Source organism: Paenibacillus sp. FSL P2-0121 (assembly GCF_037975345.1).
GTDB classification, from domain to species: Bacteria; Bacillota; Bacilli; order Paenibacillales; family Paenibacillaceae; genus Paenibacillus_AQ; species Paenibacillus_AQ odorifer.
Window position 1 is genome coordinate 5,127,837 of record NZ_CP150245.1, and the last position, 18,027, is coordinate 5,145,863.

Here is an 18,027-nt window from a genome sequence, read left to right on the forward strand (position 1 = left end):
CACACTCAATGCCAAGTGGCATATTCACTAGGCCTCATGCCCATTTCCCGTTTAAACAGCTTGATGAAATAACTTTTGTTGGCATATCCTAGATACTCGGAGATCTCTTCCACTGTCTTTTCAGATTGGTTAAGCAGCTCCTTTGCCTTCTGAAGCTTTAGCATATTTACATATTCGATGAAGTTCTGGTTTGTTTCCCGTTTGAATAAGCGGCTGAAATAACTGGCATTTAAGTTAAGGCGGCCTGCCATGTCCTCCAGCGTTATTTTCTCCGTCACATGACTAATCACGAACTGCTGGGCTTTGATGACCTCACTCCGTTTAGACTTGATGGAGAACATACTTATTTTCCGCGCTAATTCCTCCAAGTACTGCACCAGCCATTGTTCCAAATGCTCCAGAGTTTCAATGTCACCAACCACGCTAAAAAGCTTTTCTTCGGTTATAGGCAATGGAGATTGCAGAAGCTGTTTCGTCTTCATCTGCAAGTCCATCAGCAAGCGAAGCACACATTCCTTGACTTCATTCGGATGGAATTTTTGCGAGGCCACCCATTCCCTCCATTCCTTTACATGAACGCGAAGCTCCGTGTTCCTGTTCAAGGCAATATCATCATTGATAACAGCGTACAAGGTTCCATATTCAGCATAAATATCTTCTCCGGAAAAGCAGACTTCTTCAAAACGGTGGATTCCCGCCGCAGGGAGATAAAAGCGCTGTATTTTCTCCCTCAGCATCCGCTGCAATGTTCCGCGAATTTCCTCAGGACTGCGCGCCTCAGCGCCAAATAAGCAAGAGACAGAGAGTTTAAGATATTTTTGAACCGCAGAGGCTGCATTTTGAATGGAGTGATAGATAGCCTGGTGATCTTTGGAAGGCTGGTCGCTGCAAAAGAGAATGACAATCTCCTTATGGCTGTATCTCGAAATAAACAGACTGTGATCAGCCTCAAGCACTTCCTGCATAATATTCTCAACCGCAAAAGAAATCGTATATTCACTCATCCGGCGCACCCTTGAAGCTTCCTCTGGACGATCAATTACAATAACCAGCGGGATATAGTTTTTGGCATGGATCATAATTCCGTTTGATCGGGCCTGCTCGATCCAAGCCCCCTTATCCCAGGATTGATACAAGGTATCTTTTAGAAACTTTTCCTTCAGCGCGGCGCGATTTTGAGACTGCTTTTGCTTATAAACCAGCATCTCTGTATGCTGCTGCCTATTCAGTCCCACTTCCGCCACAAGGGTGCTAATCGCTTGCTGTAACTGCTCAATATCCAGTGATTCTTTTAAAATATATTCTCCTACGTTTAATTTCAGCGCTTGCTGGGCGTATTTGAATTCGTTGTGGCAGGAGAGAATAATCGCACGGATTCCGGGCTGCACAGCTCTGAATAGCTCCAGCATCTCCAGCCCGTTCATCTTGGGCATGCCAATATCGGTAATAATAAGATCTGGTGGACTCTGCTGTGCTTTTTCCCAAGCCTCGAGACCGCTATAATAACATCCGATGAGTTCAATACCGAGCTCACTCCAAGGTACGGCCTGCGACAAATAACGGATAACCGGATAGTCATCATCCACCAATATTGCCGTCAGCATTCTCCACACCCACCTTTCCGTAATCCAGAGGAAACTCCAGACAAATCTCTGTGCCCACATCAGGTTCACTTTGAATATTCAGCTTAAAAGAAGCGCCATAAATCATACTGAGGCGTTGGGCCACATTGCGTAAACCTATGCCGGAGAACCCTTTTCTGTCCTCCTCTGTAATTTTTTCGCTGCTGTATGCGGTTTCACGAAGTCTTGTTAAAGTTTCCGGCGACATCCCGATCCCATTATCCTTAATGGTGATAACCAAGCTTCCCGTAGTTGCAACAATACGAGCTTCAATAAAAATCTCGCCACCAAACTGCTCGAAGCCATGGATGATGGCATTCTCGATCATGGGTTGAATCATAAATCGAGGCACCAGTGCTTCAGCGCTCCCGTCCGCTAAATTCATTTCCAGCCTGACCTGATTGGCATGGCGGAAATTCATTAAAGTGACATAATGCGATATCGTATCTGTCTCCTCACGAAGCGGGATAAACTCATTGTCCCTGTTAAAGGTCATCCGGAGCAAAGACGACAGCGAACCAATCAACTCAGCATTCTCCCGATCGCCTTGCATCAGGATATTTAAGCGAATCGAATTCAGCAGATTAAACATAAAATGTGGATTGATCTGCGCTTGCAGCATCTCTAGTTCGGCTTTTCTTTTTCCCGTCTGTTCATAAGTGATTTGTTCAATCATAGACTCGATCCGATCCAGCATCTGGTCAATGGTGCGGGCGAGCTGTGCTGCCTCATTATTCCCTCGAATGAACGAACGTTCATCCAACTGACCACGACCTATTCGCTTTACAAAAGCGCTTAATTTTACGATTGGCTGAGTCAGCTTTGAGATTAGAACGGTTAAGAGAACGGAAAACAAGGTAAAGAAAAGAATCTGCACCGCCAGGCTGATAAATAAAATCTGCTTATTTTTCGACAAGGCTGCCTTCAGCGGGATAATGCTGACCATCCGCCATTTGTTACTGCTCAGCTCCTGATCAACATATAAAAACTTCTCTCCGTCGATTTCCACAGTGTCAAGCTCGCCATCCATTTTCAACCACGTCATCGTCTCTCCGATTCGGGTCTTGTCAGCATGGGAAACTACAGTTCCCTTGTCATCCAAAAGCATCATCTCTTTATCATTATCGTTATTTAGATAAGGACGGAGCTTACGCTCATTGATATTAATAATTAAATATCCGATGGTACTGCTGGAGGTCGATTGAATCGGCCTCGCAATGGTTACCCAATCAGCTGAGCCTTTATCAGAATAATTGTAGTACGTATCGTGCTCCGCTCTCCAATAAGTCGAAATGGGTTGAATTTGTTTCAGCAACGATGTCCAATTTTTGTTGTAGAAATTTTTCGGGTTAAAGTCACTGTAAGGATAGCTGGTATAAATCAAACCATTTTTTCCGATTAACGTCACCTTCAAATATTCTGTTAAAACAAACATATCATCCAGCATCCGCGACATACGGTTATACTGAATGATCTGCTTTGGTGCACGGAGCGACTCTGAATCGGCAGACATCATCTGCCTGATCTCGCTGTTCTGGAGCACAAAGTTGGACTGTTCCAGTGTCTGTTCAAATATGGCATTCATATTGGCGCTGGCTGCATTTAAAGATTCTCTTGCGCTACCAACCGCTTTCTCCAGAATGAGATCCCGGGTCAAATAATCAGTAACCATGTAAATGCAGACAAGCGGGATCAGCACGCAGATCAGCGATGACCAGACAAGTTTCTTACGGAGGGATTGATGCTTTCTAAACACGGATTACAGGCCCCACATCTGTTTGAATTTGGAGCAGGAGGCAGAAATGCTTTCCTGCCCCCACATTATAAGCCCCCTTTGAAAAGCGTACAATCAGCCTCCGCTTACTTTCCGCTATTGTTCTGAACAACTTCCGTTATTTTTTTATCGATATTGGCAACTGTGACATCCAGATCCTGTTGGCCAAGGAGATACATCTCCGCTTCTGGAATAACGTTGTTCTTAGCTTCATCCGCATATTTAGCCGGAACCTGCGTTGCACCAGGTGTCGAGTTCTCCATAGTATATTTCAGAGAATCTACATCAATCTTAGAGGAATCCTTAGAACCACTCACAATTGTATCCACTAATTTATTCGTATCCGATTTGGCCCAGCCAGAGAAAACGCGTCCACCGATTTCCAGTCCTTCTGAGGTATACCAGCGCACAAAGGTATAGGCAGCCTCCTTATGCTTGGATTTAGCGGCTATTCCCATGTAGGTCGGCTGTACGGGTGAGTAATGTTTGCTCTCACTGTCAAGACGGGGGATCGGCGCAAACGCGGTAACAAAGGTTGCCGGAATGGCATCCGTTCCACCCGATTCCGCAACCATCCAGTCGCCCATCGGAAGCATCGCTGCTAAACCGTTAAAATACTGATTCCGGTAGGCTAGTTTTTGCGAAATAATATCCTCATAAGGAGTGGCACTCTTATCTTCGTACATCATTTTCTTCATCATCTGCAGGTTAGCCTTAAATTGCGGGTCAAGTGCATTGGAGGTTCCATCAGCTTTTAGAAAAGTATTATCCGTAGACTTGCTCATCAGCTGGAGCTGGAAATAATCCGGCCAATTATGCAAATACGCACCAAAACGTTTCGTTGCGCCCTCACCCTTGGTCAATTTCTTGGCATACTCTTCGAAATCCGCCCATGTCCAGTCGGTCGGAACCGGAAGGCCCGCCTCATCTAACATTTCTTTGTTAAGGAGCACGAACCAGCGCTGCATGGAAGACGGTAATGCATAGATTTTGCCATTGACCGTAGTGTCCACCAGATATTCATCTGCGAGTTTATAACCTTCCTTCTGAATATAGTCATCCATCGGTTCCAACAAACCGATATCTGCACGCTGTGAATAGTTGGTATAAGGCAGTTCGACAATATCCAGCGGATCGCTCGCAGCCGCCATCAAATCCAGCTTCTGCATAGAGGCAACCGAATCACCTTTTTCGTTCAGCAAATCTACTTCCACATGAATATCGGGATGCGTCTTCTCAAACTCCGCGATAATCGTGCTCCATTTCGCTTTGGCTTCTGTCTGCCAGGTGCTCAGCTTCAGGGTAACCTTCTCTGCTGCAGGCTTTGAATTTCCACCAGCATCGGGTGCATTAGTCGCTCCTGCATTATTGGTTTTCGCATTTCCGCCGCAAGCGACCAATGATAACGCCATCGATGTGATGATGAATGCAGATAATAATTTCTTTTTCATATAGACCCTCCTATAAATGTGTTGGGCATCACTTGCTTAACAACCAGTGACTATGTAACTGCTTACAAGAACATCCTAACATGCAGGATTGACGAGGAAAGTTCTCATATTCTACCGAAGAGAAACTATTTTGACTTTTATTATCCTTTCACACCTCCGAGGGCAATTCCCTCAATAACCTGCTTCTGTCCGAGTGCAAAAATGATCAGCAACGGCAGAATTGCAGATACCGCACCAGCCATCATGAGTGAATAGACATCCCCGTATTGGTCCCCGAACAACCGGATCCCCAGCTGAATCGTAAACAGCTCCTTGGATTTCAAAAAAATGAGTGGATATTGATAGTCGTTCCAGGTCCAAATAAAGCGCAAAATAGCATAAGTAGCTACAGCGGGACGGATCAGCGGAAAGGCAATCTGTAGAAAAGAGCGAAAATGCCCTGCTCCATCCATCCGCGCCGATTCAAGATACTCGTTGTTTACCCCCATAAAAAATTGCTTGAGCATAAACGCTCCAATAATACTAAAGCTGTTAATCAGGATTAATCCCAAATGTGTGTCAATCAAATTCAGCCAGTTAAACAGTAGAAACTGTGGAACCAACGATGCCTGCGGAGGAACCATATAAAGTGCCAATACAACTATAAACATCGCATCCCTGCCCGGAAAACGCAGCTTGGAGAACCCATAAGCAGCAAGTGCGCATATCAGCACATTAATTATAGTCGTAGCCAGCGTAATATAAATGGAATTTCCATAATAGCGAGCAAAGTCACCCGACCACACCTGTTTATAATTTTCAATGAGGTTCCACTGCTGTGGCAACCATTGAATTGGAAAGTTAAATACATCTTTCTCCAGCTTAAAGGAAGTGGATAACATCCATAGGAACGGTAAAAGAAATGCGATACCTAGCAGTCCCATGGCGATGGTCCAGAAGGTTCTGGATAAAAGCTCTTTTTTCACTGTAATTTCTCCTTTCCGCCTTTAATAGTTGACCCATTTTTTTTGCGCCAACATCTGCAAGGCTGTAATGATCAGGCAAATAAGGAACAGAACGAGTGCCATGCTAGAGGCGTAACCCGTCTTCAGCTGATTGAAGGCTGTATCATATAACTCGTAGACGATAACGGTCGTGGAGTTAGCCGGTCCACCCTGGGTCAATACTTGTATCAGATCAAAGATTTTAAATGAGCCGATAACCCCTGTTACCAGCAGGAAAAAGGTAGTTGGCGAAATGCAGGGAACCGTGATGTTGCGGAATTTGCGCCAGACGTTGGCACCATCAATATCAGCCGCTTCATAAAGATCCTTAGGAATACTCTGTAAACCTGCAATAAAAATAATAATGTTGTAACCGAGCTGAATCCAGACTTGAATCAACATCAGCGACGGCAGAGCATAATGGATATCCGCTAACCATTTGGGTGGGTTGTTCCACCCCAGTGACATCAGGAATTGATTGACGGGTCCCAGTGAAGGGTGAAACATAACCTGCCAAACCATAGCGATGGCAACTACACTGGAAATGTACGGAAGGAAATAAATCACTTTAAACAAATCCTTCAGAAAAACCTGTTTATCAATCAGGATAGCCAGCAGCAGGGCAACGATGATCGTAACTGGTACTGTGATAATAAAGAGCAAATTGTTCAGCAAGCTTTTCATAAAAGCATCATCATGAAACAGCCTGATGAAATTATCTACGCCCGCGAACTTAATCCCCCCTAACCCAGCCACAAAGTTCCAGTCCGTGAAGCTTAACAGCAGTGAGCCCAGCACCGGGATCAACGTCAAGATGATCAGCCCAAGCATAAGCGGAGCAACGAATAGATATCCCGCCATCGCTTCGCGTGTGTCCATGTTAAGATGAAACCTTTTTTTGCGTATCATAGTTCTCCTCCTTTACTTATCCATAATTGTAGAAAAAGTAAGCAGTCTTCATAAGAACTAGAATTGTTCATTTTGGAACGAATTTTACCGATCCTTTAATTATGAATTCTTTTGCACAACGCAAAAAAAGCGCGAGCCAAGCTCCCGCAGTAAACAAAATCCATATTGAGTTTTACATAAAGCAATCGCGTTATACCGGCGTAACCTCTACAGCACCTTTTCCATCAACGCCCGCACTATTCAGCTTTTTCCGAAAAATCATAAACAAAACCACACCCATCACACTCGTTATTACCTCAGTCACAGTCATCGACCAAATCACACCATGCAGGCCAAAAATAGAATGCAATACGATAATCATCGGTATAAATAATACACCTTGGCTTATCGCCATAATAGTAGTGGGTGTGCCTTGCCCTGTTGCTTGAAAAATGCTCATAAATAATCCGGTAAATCCATTAAATAAAGCGGAGATCAGCATAGCTGCCAAAATATAAGTTCCCATGCTTAACACAGAAGGATCGCCTGAGAACCAATGAAGAATCGTTCCTCTAAACACATATACTAGACTTACAAAAACAACTGCAATGCTGCCTATATATGCAAAAGCGTATTTGATGCTGGATTTAAGTCTCTCCGTATTTTTACTAGCAAAGTTAAAAGCAAATAACGGAATCAATCCCAAAAATAAACCCATCGATAAAAATTCTGGAATCTGCACAATTCTTAAAGCCACACCAAATCCGGCGACCACACTCTCCCCATATTGAATGGAATAGTTATTTAACAAAAGCGTGCTGACAATTAAAAAACTGGCTTGCAATAGCTCGGCTGTACCTATTTTATAAACCTCAAGCTGATCTCGTACAGATATCTTGAAATGCTTCAAAAATCCTCTTAAATGCTCACTTTTCGTTTCCAAAAAGTAAATATAATAAATGGCAGAGCCCAAATTTGCTAAAACCATAGCCAAAGCAGCTCCGGCAACATGCCAATTCAGCACGAGAATAAATAAAGGATCAAAAATCAAACTTAAAGCCGTACTGATAAAAATACCATACATCGATTCCTTCGAGGCACCTTCCGAACGGACCAGTTGTTCCAAAGCAAAATTAAGCACAACAGCAAATCCGCCTGCAAAAAGAGTGAGCACATAAGACTTCGTAAAGTCTAAGGTAGCAGCATCTGCACCAAGCATTCGCGTGATTGGATTTATAGCTAACCAAGCGATGAGCGCGATAAGAAGCCCCACTACAATACTCCCGTAAAAAGTATATCCGGCAACCTTTTTCCCTTTTTCCGTCTCTTTTTGCCCCGCCAAGCGAGTTATAAATGTTCCTCCGCCTACCCCCAGCACATTTCCAAAAGCCATTAAAACGGTAAAAATAGGCAGGCCCAGCGTGATTGCGGTCAGCATACTGGTATTGTGTAATAAGCCGATGAAGTAAGCATTGATTACATTATAAATAGTACCCACAGACATCCCAATCATCATGGGAATCGATAAATGAGCGATCGCTTTTTTCATGGGCGCCGACTCTAAATAATATTGATTTGAGAACTCATTTGTCATAAGTGAACCTCCGAACGTTTATAAACTTGAACTAACTTTTTGAAGTAAAGACTTTAGGGTTGCAGTTTCTTCCGGACTAAGCGCCTTAGTAATGCTTGCTTCTACCTCAGAGAAAATCTCATTGAACTCTTCCACTAAAAGAGCACCTTTTTCCAATACAAAAATACTCTTTTGACGTTCATCATTTTCAGGAGTGACACGCTGGATATACCCTTTCTTCTCCAACCCCTGAAGCATACTGGTAATGCTCGCCCCCTTCCTGTTAAAGACCTCCGCTAAATCCTTCTGAATAACCCCTTCTGCTTGATTCTCAAAAATATAGCCGATCATGCGGCCTTGTTGTGAGTTCAGACCTAACTCATTTAACCTGGTGTCAGCTGTACCTTTTATTTTTATCCCAATCTCTCGTATTAAATTAGAAAATGGTGTGTCTACCACGGGTTTGTTCATTGTTATTTCCTCCTCTTGCGGATTAGTTAGAACTCTAAGTAACATCATTATCATAATAGATAGAACTCTAACTGTCAAGGTTCTAACTAAATACAAAAAACTCCTCTCCAGCACTTGTCGAGTAGACAGGTACTGAAGAGGAGTTTATAGAGAGAATTACATCACAAGTTCTTCTAGGTTTCCAAATAAGACTTTTGTTGATTTCAGCTTGGATTCATTGCCGACAACTGTGAAATAATTTTGTTCCGTCACAGCCTTAAGCAAATCGGCATACTGTCTGATGTCTTCCGGTGTGGTCGACAAGATTTCATCCCGTTCCTGCTGCAGCTCGGCCCCAGTCACCTGTTCAAAATAATGCCGGTCCGCCCGCCGTCCCTGAGCGCTTGGGCTCAGCGGCTGGTCCAACATGGACAGGGTGCCGATAATTGCTTTGGTCATCTCGTCGGCATCCGCTTCATATCCTTCGGTGAATCGGTACGCCTGATCATAAACCTCCAGCGTCTCCTGCAAATTGGGATCACGGTAGGAAGTGAACATCAATATCCCATCTCTGCGCAGCATCAGGCTGCCGCCATAAGCTCCGCCCTTCACGCGCACGGCATTCCACAGATAGGTGAGGCTCATGATTTTTTTGAGCACCTGCATTTTGCCGGAATACGTAAATCCTAGCTTGTTGAAGTCGTAGCCTTTAACCACATATTGCACCTGGCTGGAAGACATAAAACCTTCATTATCCGCATGCCCCTGCGCCGTAATCTTAGGTTTATTCACCACTGGCCGATCCTGAATATCCAGCTTCGCTACATTAGCGGCGAATTCTTCATACAAATCAGGGGTACCCGTCACGCTGATGATTAAATTCTGTTTATTGAATAAAACCGTACAGATATCCTTCAGCGTGTCTGCCACCTCAGCTCCCTGCTGATCGATCTTCTCGGCAAGCTCACGGATAAAGCGGTAATAGGCCACGCCACCCTGTTGTTCCTGATACGCTCCCATGTCCGAAAAATAAGACATCAGGCGGCTGGCCGCGATTTCATTACCTTTTTGATTCAGGACGGATTCCATCTGTGAGGCTTCCCGCCGGACGATTTCCTGTAGCTTCGTCAAGTTATCGAGCGCGCTGGTATAGAGCATCTCACGCAGCAGATCCAGCGATTCGCCAATATGCCCCGCCATCACCTTAACCTGCGCAGTGAATTTAGGCTGATAACTGGCCCCAGTATCTTTTGCAGCGCCAAAGATCTCATTTTTGAAATGAATGCCTCCGGTTTTGATCCCAATTTCACTAGTGAGCTCTTCAATGCTGTAAGAAGCTGTCTCCATTTGGCCCAATACCTCTGCCAGCAGCACAAGATAAGGAATTTGCTCAGGAGCCACAACACTCGTATCCCAATAAAACTTGCAGTACGCAATCTTTTGAGTAGATACGTCATGGTGGATCAGCTTTAGACCCTCAAGGTTATATTCATGGGATGGCACCTGAGGTTCAGCACTGCGGTTAATGTCCTGTAGAGATAAACTCGGCAGCTTCTGCAAATCCTCGGCTGCATCTGCACGACCTTGCCGCGCCAGAAGATGCTGTGTACTCTGCACAAGCTGCTCCAGCTGGTCTGGTTGCTGTGATGATTTGTATTCACTTAATTGACGCTGGGTGCTCGCTTCCTTGTCGGCTGCAATCGTCTTGGACGGGTTCAGCACCACCAGACTGCAATGATCACTGTTCAGTAAGTAGACCTCAATCAGCTTCTCAAAATAATGATCCGTTATCTTTTCCCGAATGGTAGTGAATACCTCTTCATAAAGCATATGAGTAGACGGCTGACCGTCATAGAGCCAGGACTTCATCACTTCGATATTGTAAGTAAGTCCCTTTGGGTATCGGCTAAAGTCCGCTTCCCGCAGCTCAAATTCTTTGCTGTTGACCGCCGCCAGCACCAGCTTCTCATCCAGCCCGTTCTTAACCAAGCTGCTTAATGTGGTCTTCACCAGCTCCACGAAGGCATCTTTGGCGGAAGCGTTCGAATGTGTCAGAGTAATGCCAAGCAGCGGCTGAACCATACTGTCGGAATAAAAAGCAAAGGCATCTTTGCCCAGACCGCTTTCCAGCAGGGCTTGCTTAAGCGGAGCTGCATTGCTGTCCATCAGCATGCTTTTCAAAATATCAAAAGCCAGATTCAGTTCCCGATCCGTAGAGGTTCCAATTACATAGTTCAGACTCAAATAAGTTTTGTCGTCGGCCGTTTCTGCTTCCAGAATCGGATAATCCGCTACCAGCTCCGTCATTCCGGTAGGCTGTTGTAGGGGAATGGAGGTATCAAAGCTGTTTTTTTCATAACGGCTAAGGTATTCCTGGTCTATAAATTGCAGCTTCTCTTCAATAGAGACGTCTCCGTACAGATAAAAATAACTGTTGGACGGATGATAATAATTGCTGTGCGCCTCAAGGAATTGCTCATACGTAAGCGCAGGAATCTCCTGCGGATCTCCACCTGAAGAATGACGATAAATCGTGTCTGGATACAACGACTTTTTGATCCTGTCCATCAGTACCGTAAACGGCGAGGAATAGGAACCCTTCATCTCGTTGTAAACCACGCCTTTATAGATCAGCTCAGCTTCTGTTTGCTGAAGCTCGTAATGCCAGCCCTCTTGCTCAAAAATCTCCTTTTGCTTATAAATATTCGGCTGAAAAACACTATCCAGGTAGACCTCCATCAGATTGGAGAAATCCTGCTCATTCCGGCTTGCCACCGGATACATCGTCTTATCCCCAAACGTAAATGCATTCAGGAATGTCTGCATCGAACCCTTTAGCAATTCTACAAAAGGTTCCTTCACCGGATATTTCTCCGAACCACATAATACAGAATGCTCCAAAATATGAAAGACCCCTGTACTATCTTCAGGCGGGGTCCTGAAGCTTACGCTGAATACCTTGTTGTCATCCTGATTCTGCACGAAAAGCAGCCTGGCGCCGCTCTTCAGATGTTCCATCGTGAATACGGCGGAATCGATCTCCCGGATAAATTCCTCATTAACGACCTGAAATCCATAATATATATTGCCTGTGATCAAGCGGCTCATAGATTTGCCTCCTCTGCACTGGATGTGATAACTCTATCTGAAGCTTATCATATCCCTGGACGTTTATTCCATTAATAGAAGGCTTCCGGGATTAATTTCTGCAGTCTGACTAAAATTGCCGCTGCCTGCTCACGCACCAGAATCTGCTTTGGATCGAAGCGGCCCCCGCTGCCGGTCATTACTTCATGTTCATTCACGGCCTGAATCGCCTGGCGGCTCGCCTCTGACAAACTGGAAGTATCGGCAAACTTCACACGGTCCGGGCTGCCGTACGTAGACAACCGGGCAGCTTTGGTTACCATAACCACCGCTTCTTCCCGCGTAATACCGCGGTCCGGCTCGAACTTACCGGTTGGAGAGCTGATAATGCCCAGCTCCTCAGCCTTGGCGATGGTACGGCTGTACCATTTGTCCGCCGGAACATCCTTAAAGCTAGAAGTGGCCTTGGCATCGGGGAACTCATGCAATAGCCGCAGCAGCAGGGTCAGAAATTCAGCCCGGGTCAGCTTCTGCTTAGGAGCCAGCACATTTCCGCTGGCACTCACGCCCTGAATATATCCGCTGCTGAGCGCTGTTGCGATATCCAAACGTGCCCAAGCTGCGACTTTATTGGCATCCGTAAAGCTGGCCAATTCCGGGGAAGAGACATGCAGCGCAAACGTCCGTTTGGAAAGTGCTGGAGCGGCATCTTTACGGTATTTGGTGACTTGCACAGGATAGACACCGGGCTTCATGCCGGCAAATGACACCTTTCCCGTGCTGTCAGCCACTACGCTTTTTCCTTGAAGTGTCACAGTAGCGCCGAAAGCCGGAAGACCGCCCAGCTGACCGTTTGACTTGGTGATATGGAGGGAAAACGGCATATTGGCGCTTGCGTATCCACCCATTTCCTGGCCGTTTTTATCTTTCCATTTCACTTCCATCCGGTCAAGCAGTTCTGTATCGTCCGCGTAGTAAACAAGCAGCTGATCCCCATTGCCTATCATCAGTCTGTACGGGCTATTCTCAGGATACATCCATGCACTGCCCCCGCTGAATACAGCAATCTTCCATTCTCCGCGTCCATTGTATCGCCCGTTCTGAATCCCCTCGATAGCTGTGAAGGCCGGTTTAGCTGCATCCGCATTCAGCTTATACGCCAGACCCTTCGCCTGTAAAAAAGCTGCCGCTGCCTTCACAGCATCTCCGCCAACAATATGCCCCCCGGCAACGGTGCCACCGGGTCCTTCGACCTGAATCGTTGCCCGGTCAAGTCCAGCATGATGCAGTCCGCTATACAGCATGCCAGCCTGCTTGGACAGCAGCTTATAGGAAGTCAGGGCAAGATAGGCTTGCACAGTTGCGGGACTATCGTTCCCTCCGCCTGCTGTCTGTGTAAAGCCGCCACCCGGAAGCTTCCGCGCCAGCAAATGGGCCAGCAGCGAGGCTCCGCCTTCCTTGGTGAAATCTGCTGCATCGACCCCCTGCGAGGATAAAGCAACAATCACCTGCGCTGTCGTCGCAGTTTTACCATCGAACCCTCCGTCTAGCTGCTGCTTGCTCTTAAGCCACTGCAAAGCCTTCTCGATCGGCTGCGCTGTTTGTTCTGAACTCACTTCCGAAGCAAGTGCGGTTAGTACCCAGGCAGTAGCTACCAGATCTCCTTGCTTCTGCCCGGCCAGCGGCCAACTACCATCCGCTAGCTGCATATCAAGCAACTGATAAAACAGCAAATCGGGGTAACGGTTTGTCCGCTCCAATGAATTTGAAATGGAATTCTTCGAGGTAATATAGGCGGTTGCTACCGCTGCTGCCCCTTCCGAATCAATTCCGTCATGATTCATCAGGAATGGATAAAGATCAATACCAGCGATGTTGTTGATGTTGCCCCCCGCAGCACTGTAAGCCAGCGCTGTTCGAGTTAGCTCTGCCACCTTGGTGAACTTGCCCCGCTGTTCCAGAATCTTATCGGCAGTCTGCTCCAGATATCCCTTGGGCAGACTGCGCCCATTCTTGAAGAAACCTACGGCTGCTTCGTCCGGGAATGGCTGTATCGTCAGCAGCACATTCTGTGCCCCTTCCAAGGCACTCTGCATCTCCGCTGTGAATACCGCGGTTGTCTTTTGTGCCGGAGACGGCTCCGCCATTACCCTGCCACTCAGCAATACAAGCAAAATACATAATGCGGTAAGTGTAACCTTCCTTATAGTCCGGTTTATGGGTGTAGCTCTCATATTCATTCTCCTCCAATGTAGTTTGCTAGAACTTTATAAGTTAGACGCAGCGAACTGGGATTTTGTTCCTGAATATGTTGTAATATGTAGCTTCATCCAGCTATGAATTAAAAAAAGACCGCACAGCTACCCGCTTACACGATAGCCGTACGATCTTTTCAAAACTCTTATTCAACCTGAGCAAACCCCAGCTCACGGTATAATGTCCGCTCCAGATAATCGTGAAGATAGAAGCGGGATTTCACAAAATGCTCCGCCATATCGGATGGCTGGTAACGCTCCAAAGCCGCTTTCATGCGAGGCAAAACGTTCTCACGTCCGCGGCGATTTCGCATGTAATTGTTCAGCAGCGAGTGCCTTTCCGCTTCGTCTCCCGGATAGAGCTCCCAGCGGTAGACATATTTGTGGATCGCCCGCGAACGGTCCGTCGCCGCTTCAAAATCATGCATAATGGCAATCAGCTCTGCTTCATCCTTATGATCCTTCACCTTGTCCAACAGCTTCCAGATAACATCATAATAATCTTCCAGCTGATAATTCCCGAGCTGTGCGTGACCTGTTCTAGGACCGATGCCATGGAACTGCTCCATGAATCGATCGATAAATGTTGCTGAGTCCGCTTTGCGGTTCCAGGCCAAATCGGCGTGCAGCAGCATCGGATACCACGTCGTCTCAAAGATCCCATAAGGAACACCAAGGCTGAACGGCCCTGTCCAGTTCGTGGCGACGATGCACCCGAGGTCCAGCTTATCCGCTGTCTCCGCCCATTGGAGCAGATTATCCGTCCGGTTCAATAGTACCGGATAATTCTGATGTTCAGCCCAGTCAAAGCTGCGAACCGCCGGGGCTCCCATAACCTCGATGCCTAGTGACCTGAATTTATCCGCAAGAGAAGAAACCTCAGCTTCAATATTACGTCCGTTGTATATCCAGATCATCGCTGCACTCCGCTTATCCAGCTTTGCCAGTTCCTCCGGCGGGCATTTGTCCAGCATGTCATGCCAGAAAATCACTTTTTTACCACGGCTGGCTGTAAATTCAATCAAAGTGTTCAAAAAAGCGATAAACGCCCGCTCCCGTACCCCTCCGAACAACGTTTTACAGCGTTCGCATTCACATAAGCTGTACACCTCGTCGCAGCCGAGGTGAATATAACGGGAATCCGGATGAGCATCCATCATCTCCTGTAACAGATCGGTAATCAGCTCGAAGGATTCCGGATGCGACGGGCAAATCTCCCCGAGAGATAACTCCGTTTCGCGCAAGTGCCGCCAAGCGTCGTGGCGGAGTACATACTCCAGATGCCCGAAACTCTGCTGCAACGGAATGATCTCAATAAAATATTCATGGGCTGTACGTTTCAGTTCCTCTAGCTGTGTGAGGCTTAACGAATGCTGAGGATGCACGAATTCCGGGTACTTCTGGAACGGGAATTTATCTTCGTATTCAATCAGAACTGCATTCGTTTTATACCGGGCAAAATCCGCCAAATACGATAGCAGCAGCTCTGGCTTGGAAAATGTCTGGCGAAGATCAAAGTTCATCGCCCGCAAGGTAGTGTCAGGCCAGTCCGTGATAGACACAGCAGGAACTTCCCCTACTGACTTACGCAGTTGTAGTAACGTTTGTAGCCCGTAAAACAGACCCGGCGCATCCAGTGCACGGATTACCACCCGGCGCTCCGACACCTCCAGCCTGTACCCTTCCGCCCGGCCGTTAAGCAATTTCAGATCCACTTCATCTGGCTGTGCTCCTTTCGTTTCTGGCTGCGAGAGACTCTGAAGAATAAGTGAATATCCTTTTCCCGAGATAACATGTGTACATTCCAGCTCCGGAAACGACCGGCGGGAATGAACCACCAGTCTCGGATCATGCTGCTCCATGTAGAGGCTCAGGCTTACATCCTTGCTGAACTGAAAAGCTTCGCCCTCTTTCACTTGGATCTGCTTCGGTTGCGGTATCAAGCTCTGCATCGTTCTCCTCCTAATCTTTGCTGTAATTAATTACTGCAAGCCCTGCTATGACCCTTTTTCCAGCATTCCAGCACGGTAAGTGTCCTGTCTTCATAGCAGAAGCTCACGAGATCGGCAGGCGCTCCAGCCCTAAGCCCTGCCGCCTGCTCCAGCCCCAGCAGTGTGGCCGGATGAGCAGAAGCACAATCCCAGGCTTCATACAGCCGGGCTAATCCAGCCTTGGCAAGATAGGCCACCTGATCTGGAAGCATCATGGTGGAACCTGCAAGCAGCTGCTGATTGCCAGCCAGATGCAGCCGCCCTTCTGCTGTTAATACAACCTCTCCACCAATGTGCAGGTGATAAGTTCCCGGCGGCATTCCGCTCAGTGATACAGCATCGCTGACCAAGATGGTGCGGCTGCGCTTCATCCGTAGGATTACTTTCAACAGAGCGGGTGGTAAATGTTGGCCATCTGCAATCATACAGCCGTATAGTTCATCCGCCGCCAGCTGCTCCCACAAATAGTTGGGATGACGGGGCAGCGTCAGATGTGTGCCATTGCCGAGATGCGTAGACATCACCGCTCCTGCGGCAACCGCCTCCCTAATCTGCTCGGGGGAAGCTGCTGTATGCCCTATGGAAACAAGGATGCCTGATTCACTGCACCGGGCGATAAATGCAGCGGCGTTTGCCCATTCCGGGGAGACGGTGAGGATACGGATAAGCCCTTCAGCCGCTTCTTGCCAGCGGCATAACCTATCCCAATCCGGCGGGCCAATATGTTCCCTTGGATGGGCGCCGCGCGGACCCTCTTCTGGTGACAGAAAGGGGCCTTCCAAATGAATTCCTACAATCCCCCCAGCATCTTCCGGATACAGCGAAGCGGCTTCCGCAATGGCGGAGACCGCTTGAGCCAGCGCTTCTTTGCCATTAGTAATCAGAGTTGGACAATAGCTGGTTACCCCGTTTCCTAGCAAAAGTCGGGACAGTTCCAATACCGTGGCAGGCTGTAAAGGCAGCGTGTTGAGATCCAGTCCCCAGCCTCCGTTCACTTGCAGATCCACCAACCCGGGTGCCAGCCAGGGCCAATCGGCCCTGGCTGGACTCTCCGCAAGTTCGGTGACCGAAGTGATTCGCCCCTGCTCGACACTAACCTCAACCGGCAGCCCAGTTTTATAGTGCTTTCCCTTAATTGGCGCGTTCATAGGCCGAAGGCAGCCCGATCCGTGAACATCGTGATCTCCCGATGGGTGCGCAGAATAGTAGCTGGACATGCCGTGCTGATCGAATCATGAAGTGCCGCGTGTAAAGCCTTGCGTTTGGACACTCCCGGTACAATTCCGTACAGGTGACGGCCAGCCAGCAAGGCTGGTACCGTAAGCGTCAGCGCATGGGTTGGTACCTCGTCCAGCGAGGTAAAACAACCGTCATTCACTTGCTGGCGGCGGCAGGCTTCCTCCAGTTCGACCGCTTTGACCAGCTGCGGGTCGGTAAAATTAGCGACTGGCGGATCATTAAACGCGATATGCCCGTTTTCCCCGATCCCGAGGCAAACGATATCAATAGGCGCCTCGCTCAACAAAGCCGAATATCTCTGGCATTCCTGCACCACATCAGCGGCGAGACCATCCAGCAGTTCTACCCGGCCAGGGTTAACCCGACTGTATAGACGATCTGTCAAAAAACGGCCGAACCGCTGGGGAGCCGAAGCCGCAAGGCCGATGTATTCATCCATATGAAAAGCATTGACCCGGGACCAATCCATCCCCTGCTCCCGAACCAGCCCCTCGTACAGTTCATTTTGCGAAGGTGCGGCAGCAAACACAATTCGGACCTGACGCGCAGAATCTTGAAGCAAAGCTCTAATTTTCTGCGCGACCTGCGATGCCGCCGCAGCGCCCATCAGGTTACGATCTTCGTAAACCTGAACGGACATCTGCTCTACTCTGTGTGTCTCTAAAGGCTTAATGATGTCATTCATCCCGCTCATCCTTTCCGGGCAACTATTGT

12 protein-coding genes are annotated in these 18,027 nt (G+C 47.6%); all 12 read right to left on the reverse strand.

Annotated features, from left to right (window positions below; genetic code table 11):
- Positions 1-5 precede the first annotated feature (5 nt).
- Complete coding sequence (locus MKY54_RS22840; RefSeq protein ID WP_076130272.1) at positions 6-1,604, reverse strand: helix-turn-helix domain-containing protein; 1,599 nt, start codon at positions 1,602-1,604, stop codon at positions 6-8.
- On the reverse strand, positions 1,579-3,378 hold the full coding sequence (locus MKY54_RS22845; protein ID WP_339188046.1) for a sensor histidine kinase: 1,800 nt from the start codon (positions 3,376-3,378) through the stop codon (positions 1,579-1,581). The genes MKY54_RS22840 and MKY54_RS22845 overlap by 26 nt, the downstream gene beginning before the upstream one ends.
- A gap of 104 nt (positions 3,379-3,482) precedes the next feature.
- Positions 3,483-4,847, reverse strand: a complete 1,365-nt coding sequence (locus MKY54_RS22850; RefSeq protein ID WP_076194773.1) for an extracellular solute-binding protein — start codon at positions 4,845-4,847, stop codon at positions 3,483-3,485.
- Positions 4,848-4,987: 140 nt separating this feature from the next.
- Positions 4,988-5,770, reverse strand: coding sequence for a carbohydrate ABC transporter permease (locus tag MKY54_RS22855; RefSeq protein ID WP_052097522.1), 783 nt, complete (start codon positions 5,768-5,770; stop codon positions 4,988-4,990).
- A gap of 63 nt (positions 5,771-5,833) precedes the next feature.
- Positions 5,834-6,739, reverse strand: a complete 906-nt coding sequence (locus MKY54_RS22860) for a sugar ABC transporter permease (RefSeq protein WP_036683142.1) — start codon at positions 6,737-6,739, stop codon at positions 5,834-5,836.
- Between the two features lie 190 nt (positions 6,740-6,929).
- Positions 6,930-8,312, reverse strand: a complete 1,383-nt coding sequence (locus MKY54_RS22865) for an MATE family efflux transporter (RefSeq protein WP_076130275.1) — start codon at positions 8,310-8,312, stop codon at positions 6,930-6,932.
- 18 nt (positions 8,313-8,330) lie between these two features.
- Positions 8,331-8,762 carry a MarR family transcriptional regulator gene (locus MKY54_RS22870; protein WP_036683144.1) on the reverse strand — a complete coding sequence of 144 codons (432 nt, stop codon included), beginning with the start codon at positions 8,760-8,762 and terminating at the stop codon, positions 8,331-8,333.
- Between the two features lie 156 nt (positions 8,763-8,918).
- A complete protein-coding gene (locus tag MKY54_RS22875; RefSeq protein WP_339188050.1) occupies positions 8,919-11,849 on the reverse strand; it encodes an insulinase family protein in 2,931 nt (976 codons plus the stop codon).
- A 71-nt stretch (positions 11,850-11,920) separates the two neighbouring features.
- Positions 11,921-14,062, reverse strand: a complete 2,142-nt coding sequence (locus tag MKY54_RS22880; RefSeq protein WP_339188052.1) for an S-layer homology domain-containing protein — start codon at positions 14,060-14,062, stop codon at positions 11,921-11,923.
- A gap of 167 nt (positions 14,063-14,229) precedes the next feature.
- Complete coding sequence (locus MKY54_RS22885) at positions 14,230-16,035, reverse strand: DUF4838 domain-containing protein (RefSeq protein ID WP_339188053.1); 1,806 nt, start codon at positions 16,033-16,035, stop codon at positions 14,230-14,232.
- 26 nt (positions 16,036-16,061) lie between these two features.
- Complete coding sequence (locus MKY54_RS22890) at positions 16,062-17,222, reverse strand: amidohydrolase family protein (protein ID WP_339188056.1); 1,161 nt, start codon at positions 17,220-17,222, stop codon at positions 16,062-16,064.
- Positions 17,219-18,007 carry a glucosamine-6-phosphate deaminase gene (locus MKY54_RS22895; RefSeq protein WP_339188058.1) on the reverse strand — a complete coding sequence of 263 codons (789 nt, stop codon included), beginning with the start codon at positions 18,005-18,007 and terminating at the stop codon, positions 17,219-17,221. Before MKY54_RS22895 ends, MKY54_RS22890 begins: the two co-directional genes overlap by 4 nt.
- Between the last annotated feature and the right edge of the window lie 20 nt (positions 18,008-18,027).

Excerpts from the sequence above, each read along its gene's own strand:
- MKY54_RS22840 (WP_076130272.1), bottom strand. The coding sequence starts at position 1,604 with ATGCTGACGGCAATATTGGTGGATGATGACTATCCGGTTATCCGTTAT.
- MKY54_RS22850 (WP_076194773.1), bottom strand. The coding sequence starts at position 4,847 with ATGAAAAAGAAATTATTATCTGCATTCATCATCACATCGATGGCGTTA.
- MKY54_RS22855 (WP_052097522.1), bottom strand. The coding sequence starts at position 5,770 with ATGGGACTGCTAGGTATCGCATTTCTTTTACCGTTCCTATGGATGTTA.
- MKY54_RS22860 (WP_036683142.1), bottom strand. The coding sequence starts at position 6,739 with ATGATACGCAAAAAAAGGTTTCATCTTAACATGGACACACGCGAAGCG.
- MKY54_RS22865 (WP_076130275.1), bottom strand. The coding sequence starts at position 8,312 with ATGACAAATGAGTTCTCAAATCAATATTATTTAGAGTCGGCGCCCATG.
- MKY54_RS22870 (WP_036683144.1), bottom strand. The coding sequence starts at position 8,762 with ATGAACAAACCCGTGGTAGACACACCATTTTCTAATTTAATACGAGAG.
- MKY54_RS22875 (WP_339188050.1), bottom strand. The coding sequence starts at position 11,849 with ATGAGCCGCTTGATCACAGGCAATATATATTATGGATTTCAGGTCGTT.
- MKY54_RS22880 (WP_339188052.1), bottom strand. The coding sequence starts at position 14,062 with ATGAGAGCTACACCCATAAACCGGACTATAAGGAAGGTTACACTTACC.
- MKY54_RS22885 (WP_339188053.1), bottom strand. The coding sequence starts at position 16,035 with ATGCAGAGCTTGATACCGCAACCGAAGCAGATCCAAGTGAAAGAGGGC.
- MKY54_RS22890 (WP_339188056.1), bottom strand. The coding sequence starts at position 17,222 with ATGAACGCGCCAATTAAGGGAAAGCACTATAAAACTGGGCTGCCGGTT.
- MKY54_RS22895 (WP_339188058.1), bottom strand. The coding sequence starts at position 18,007 with ATGAGCGGGATGAATGACATCATTAAGCCTTTAGAGACACACAGAGTA.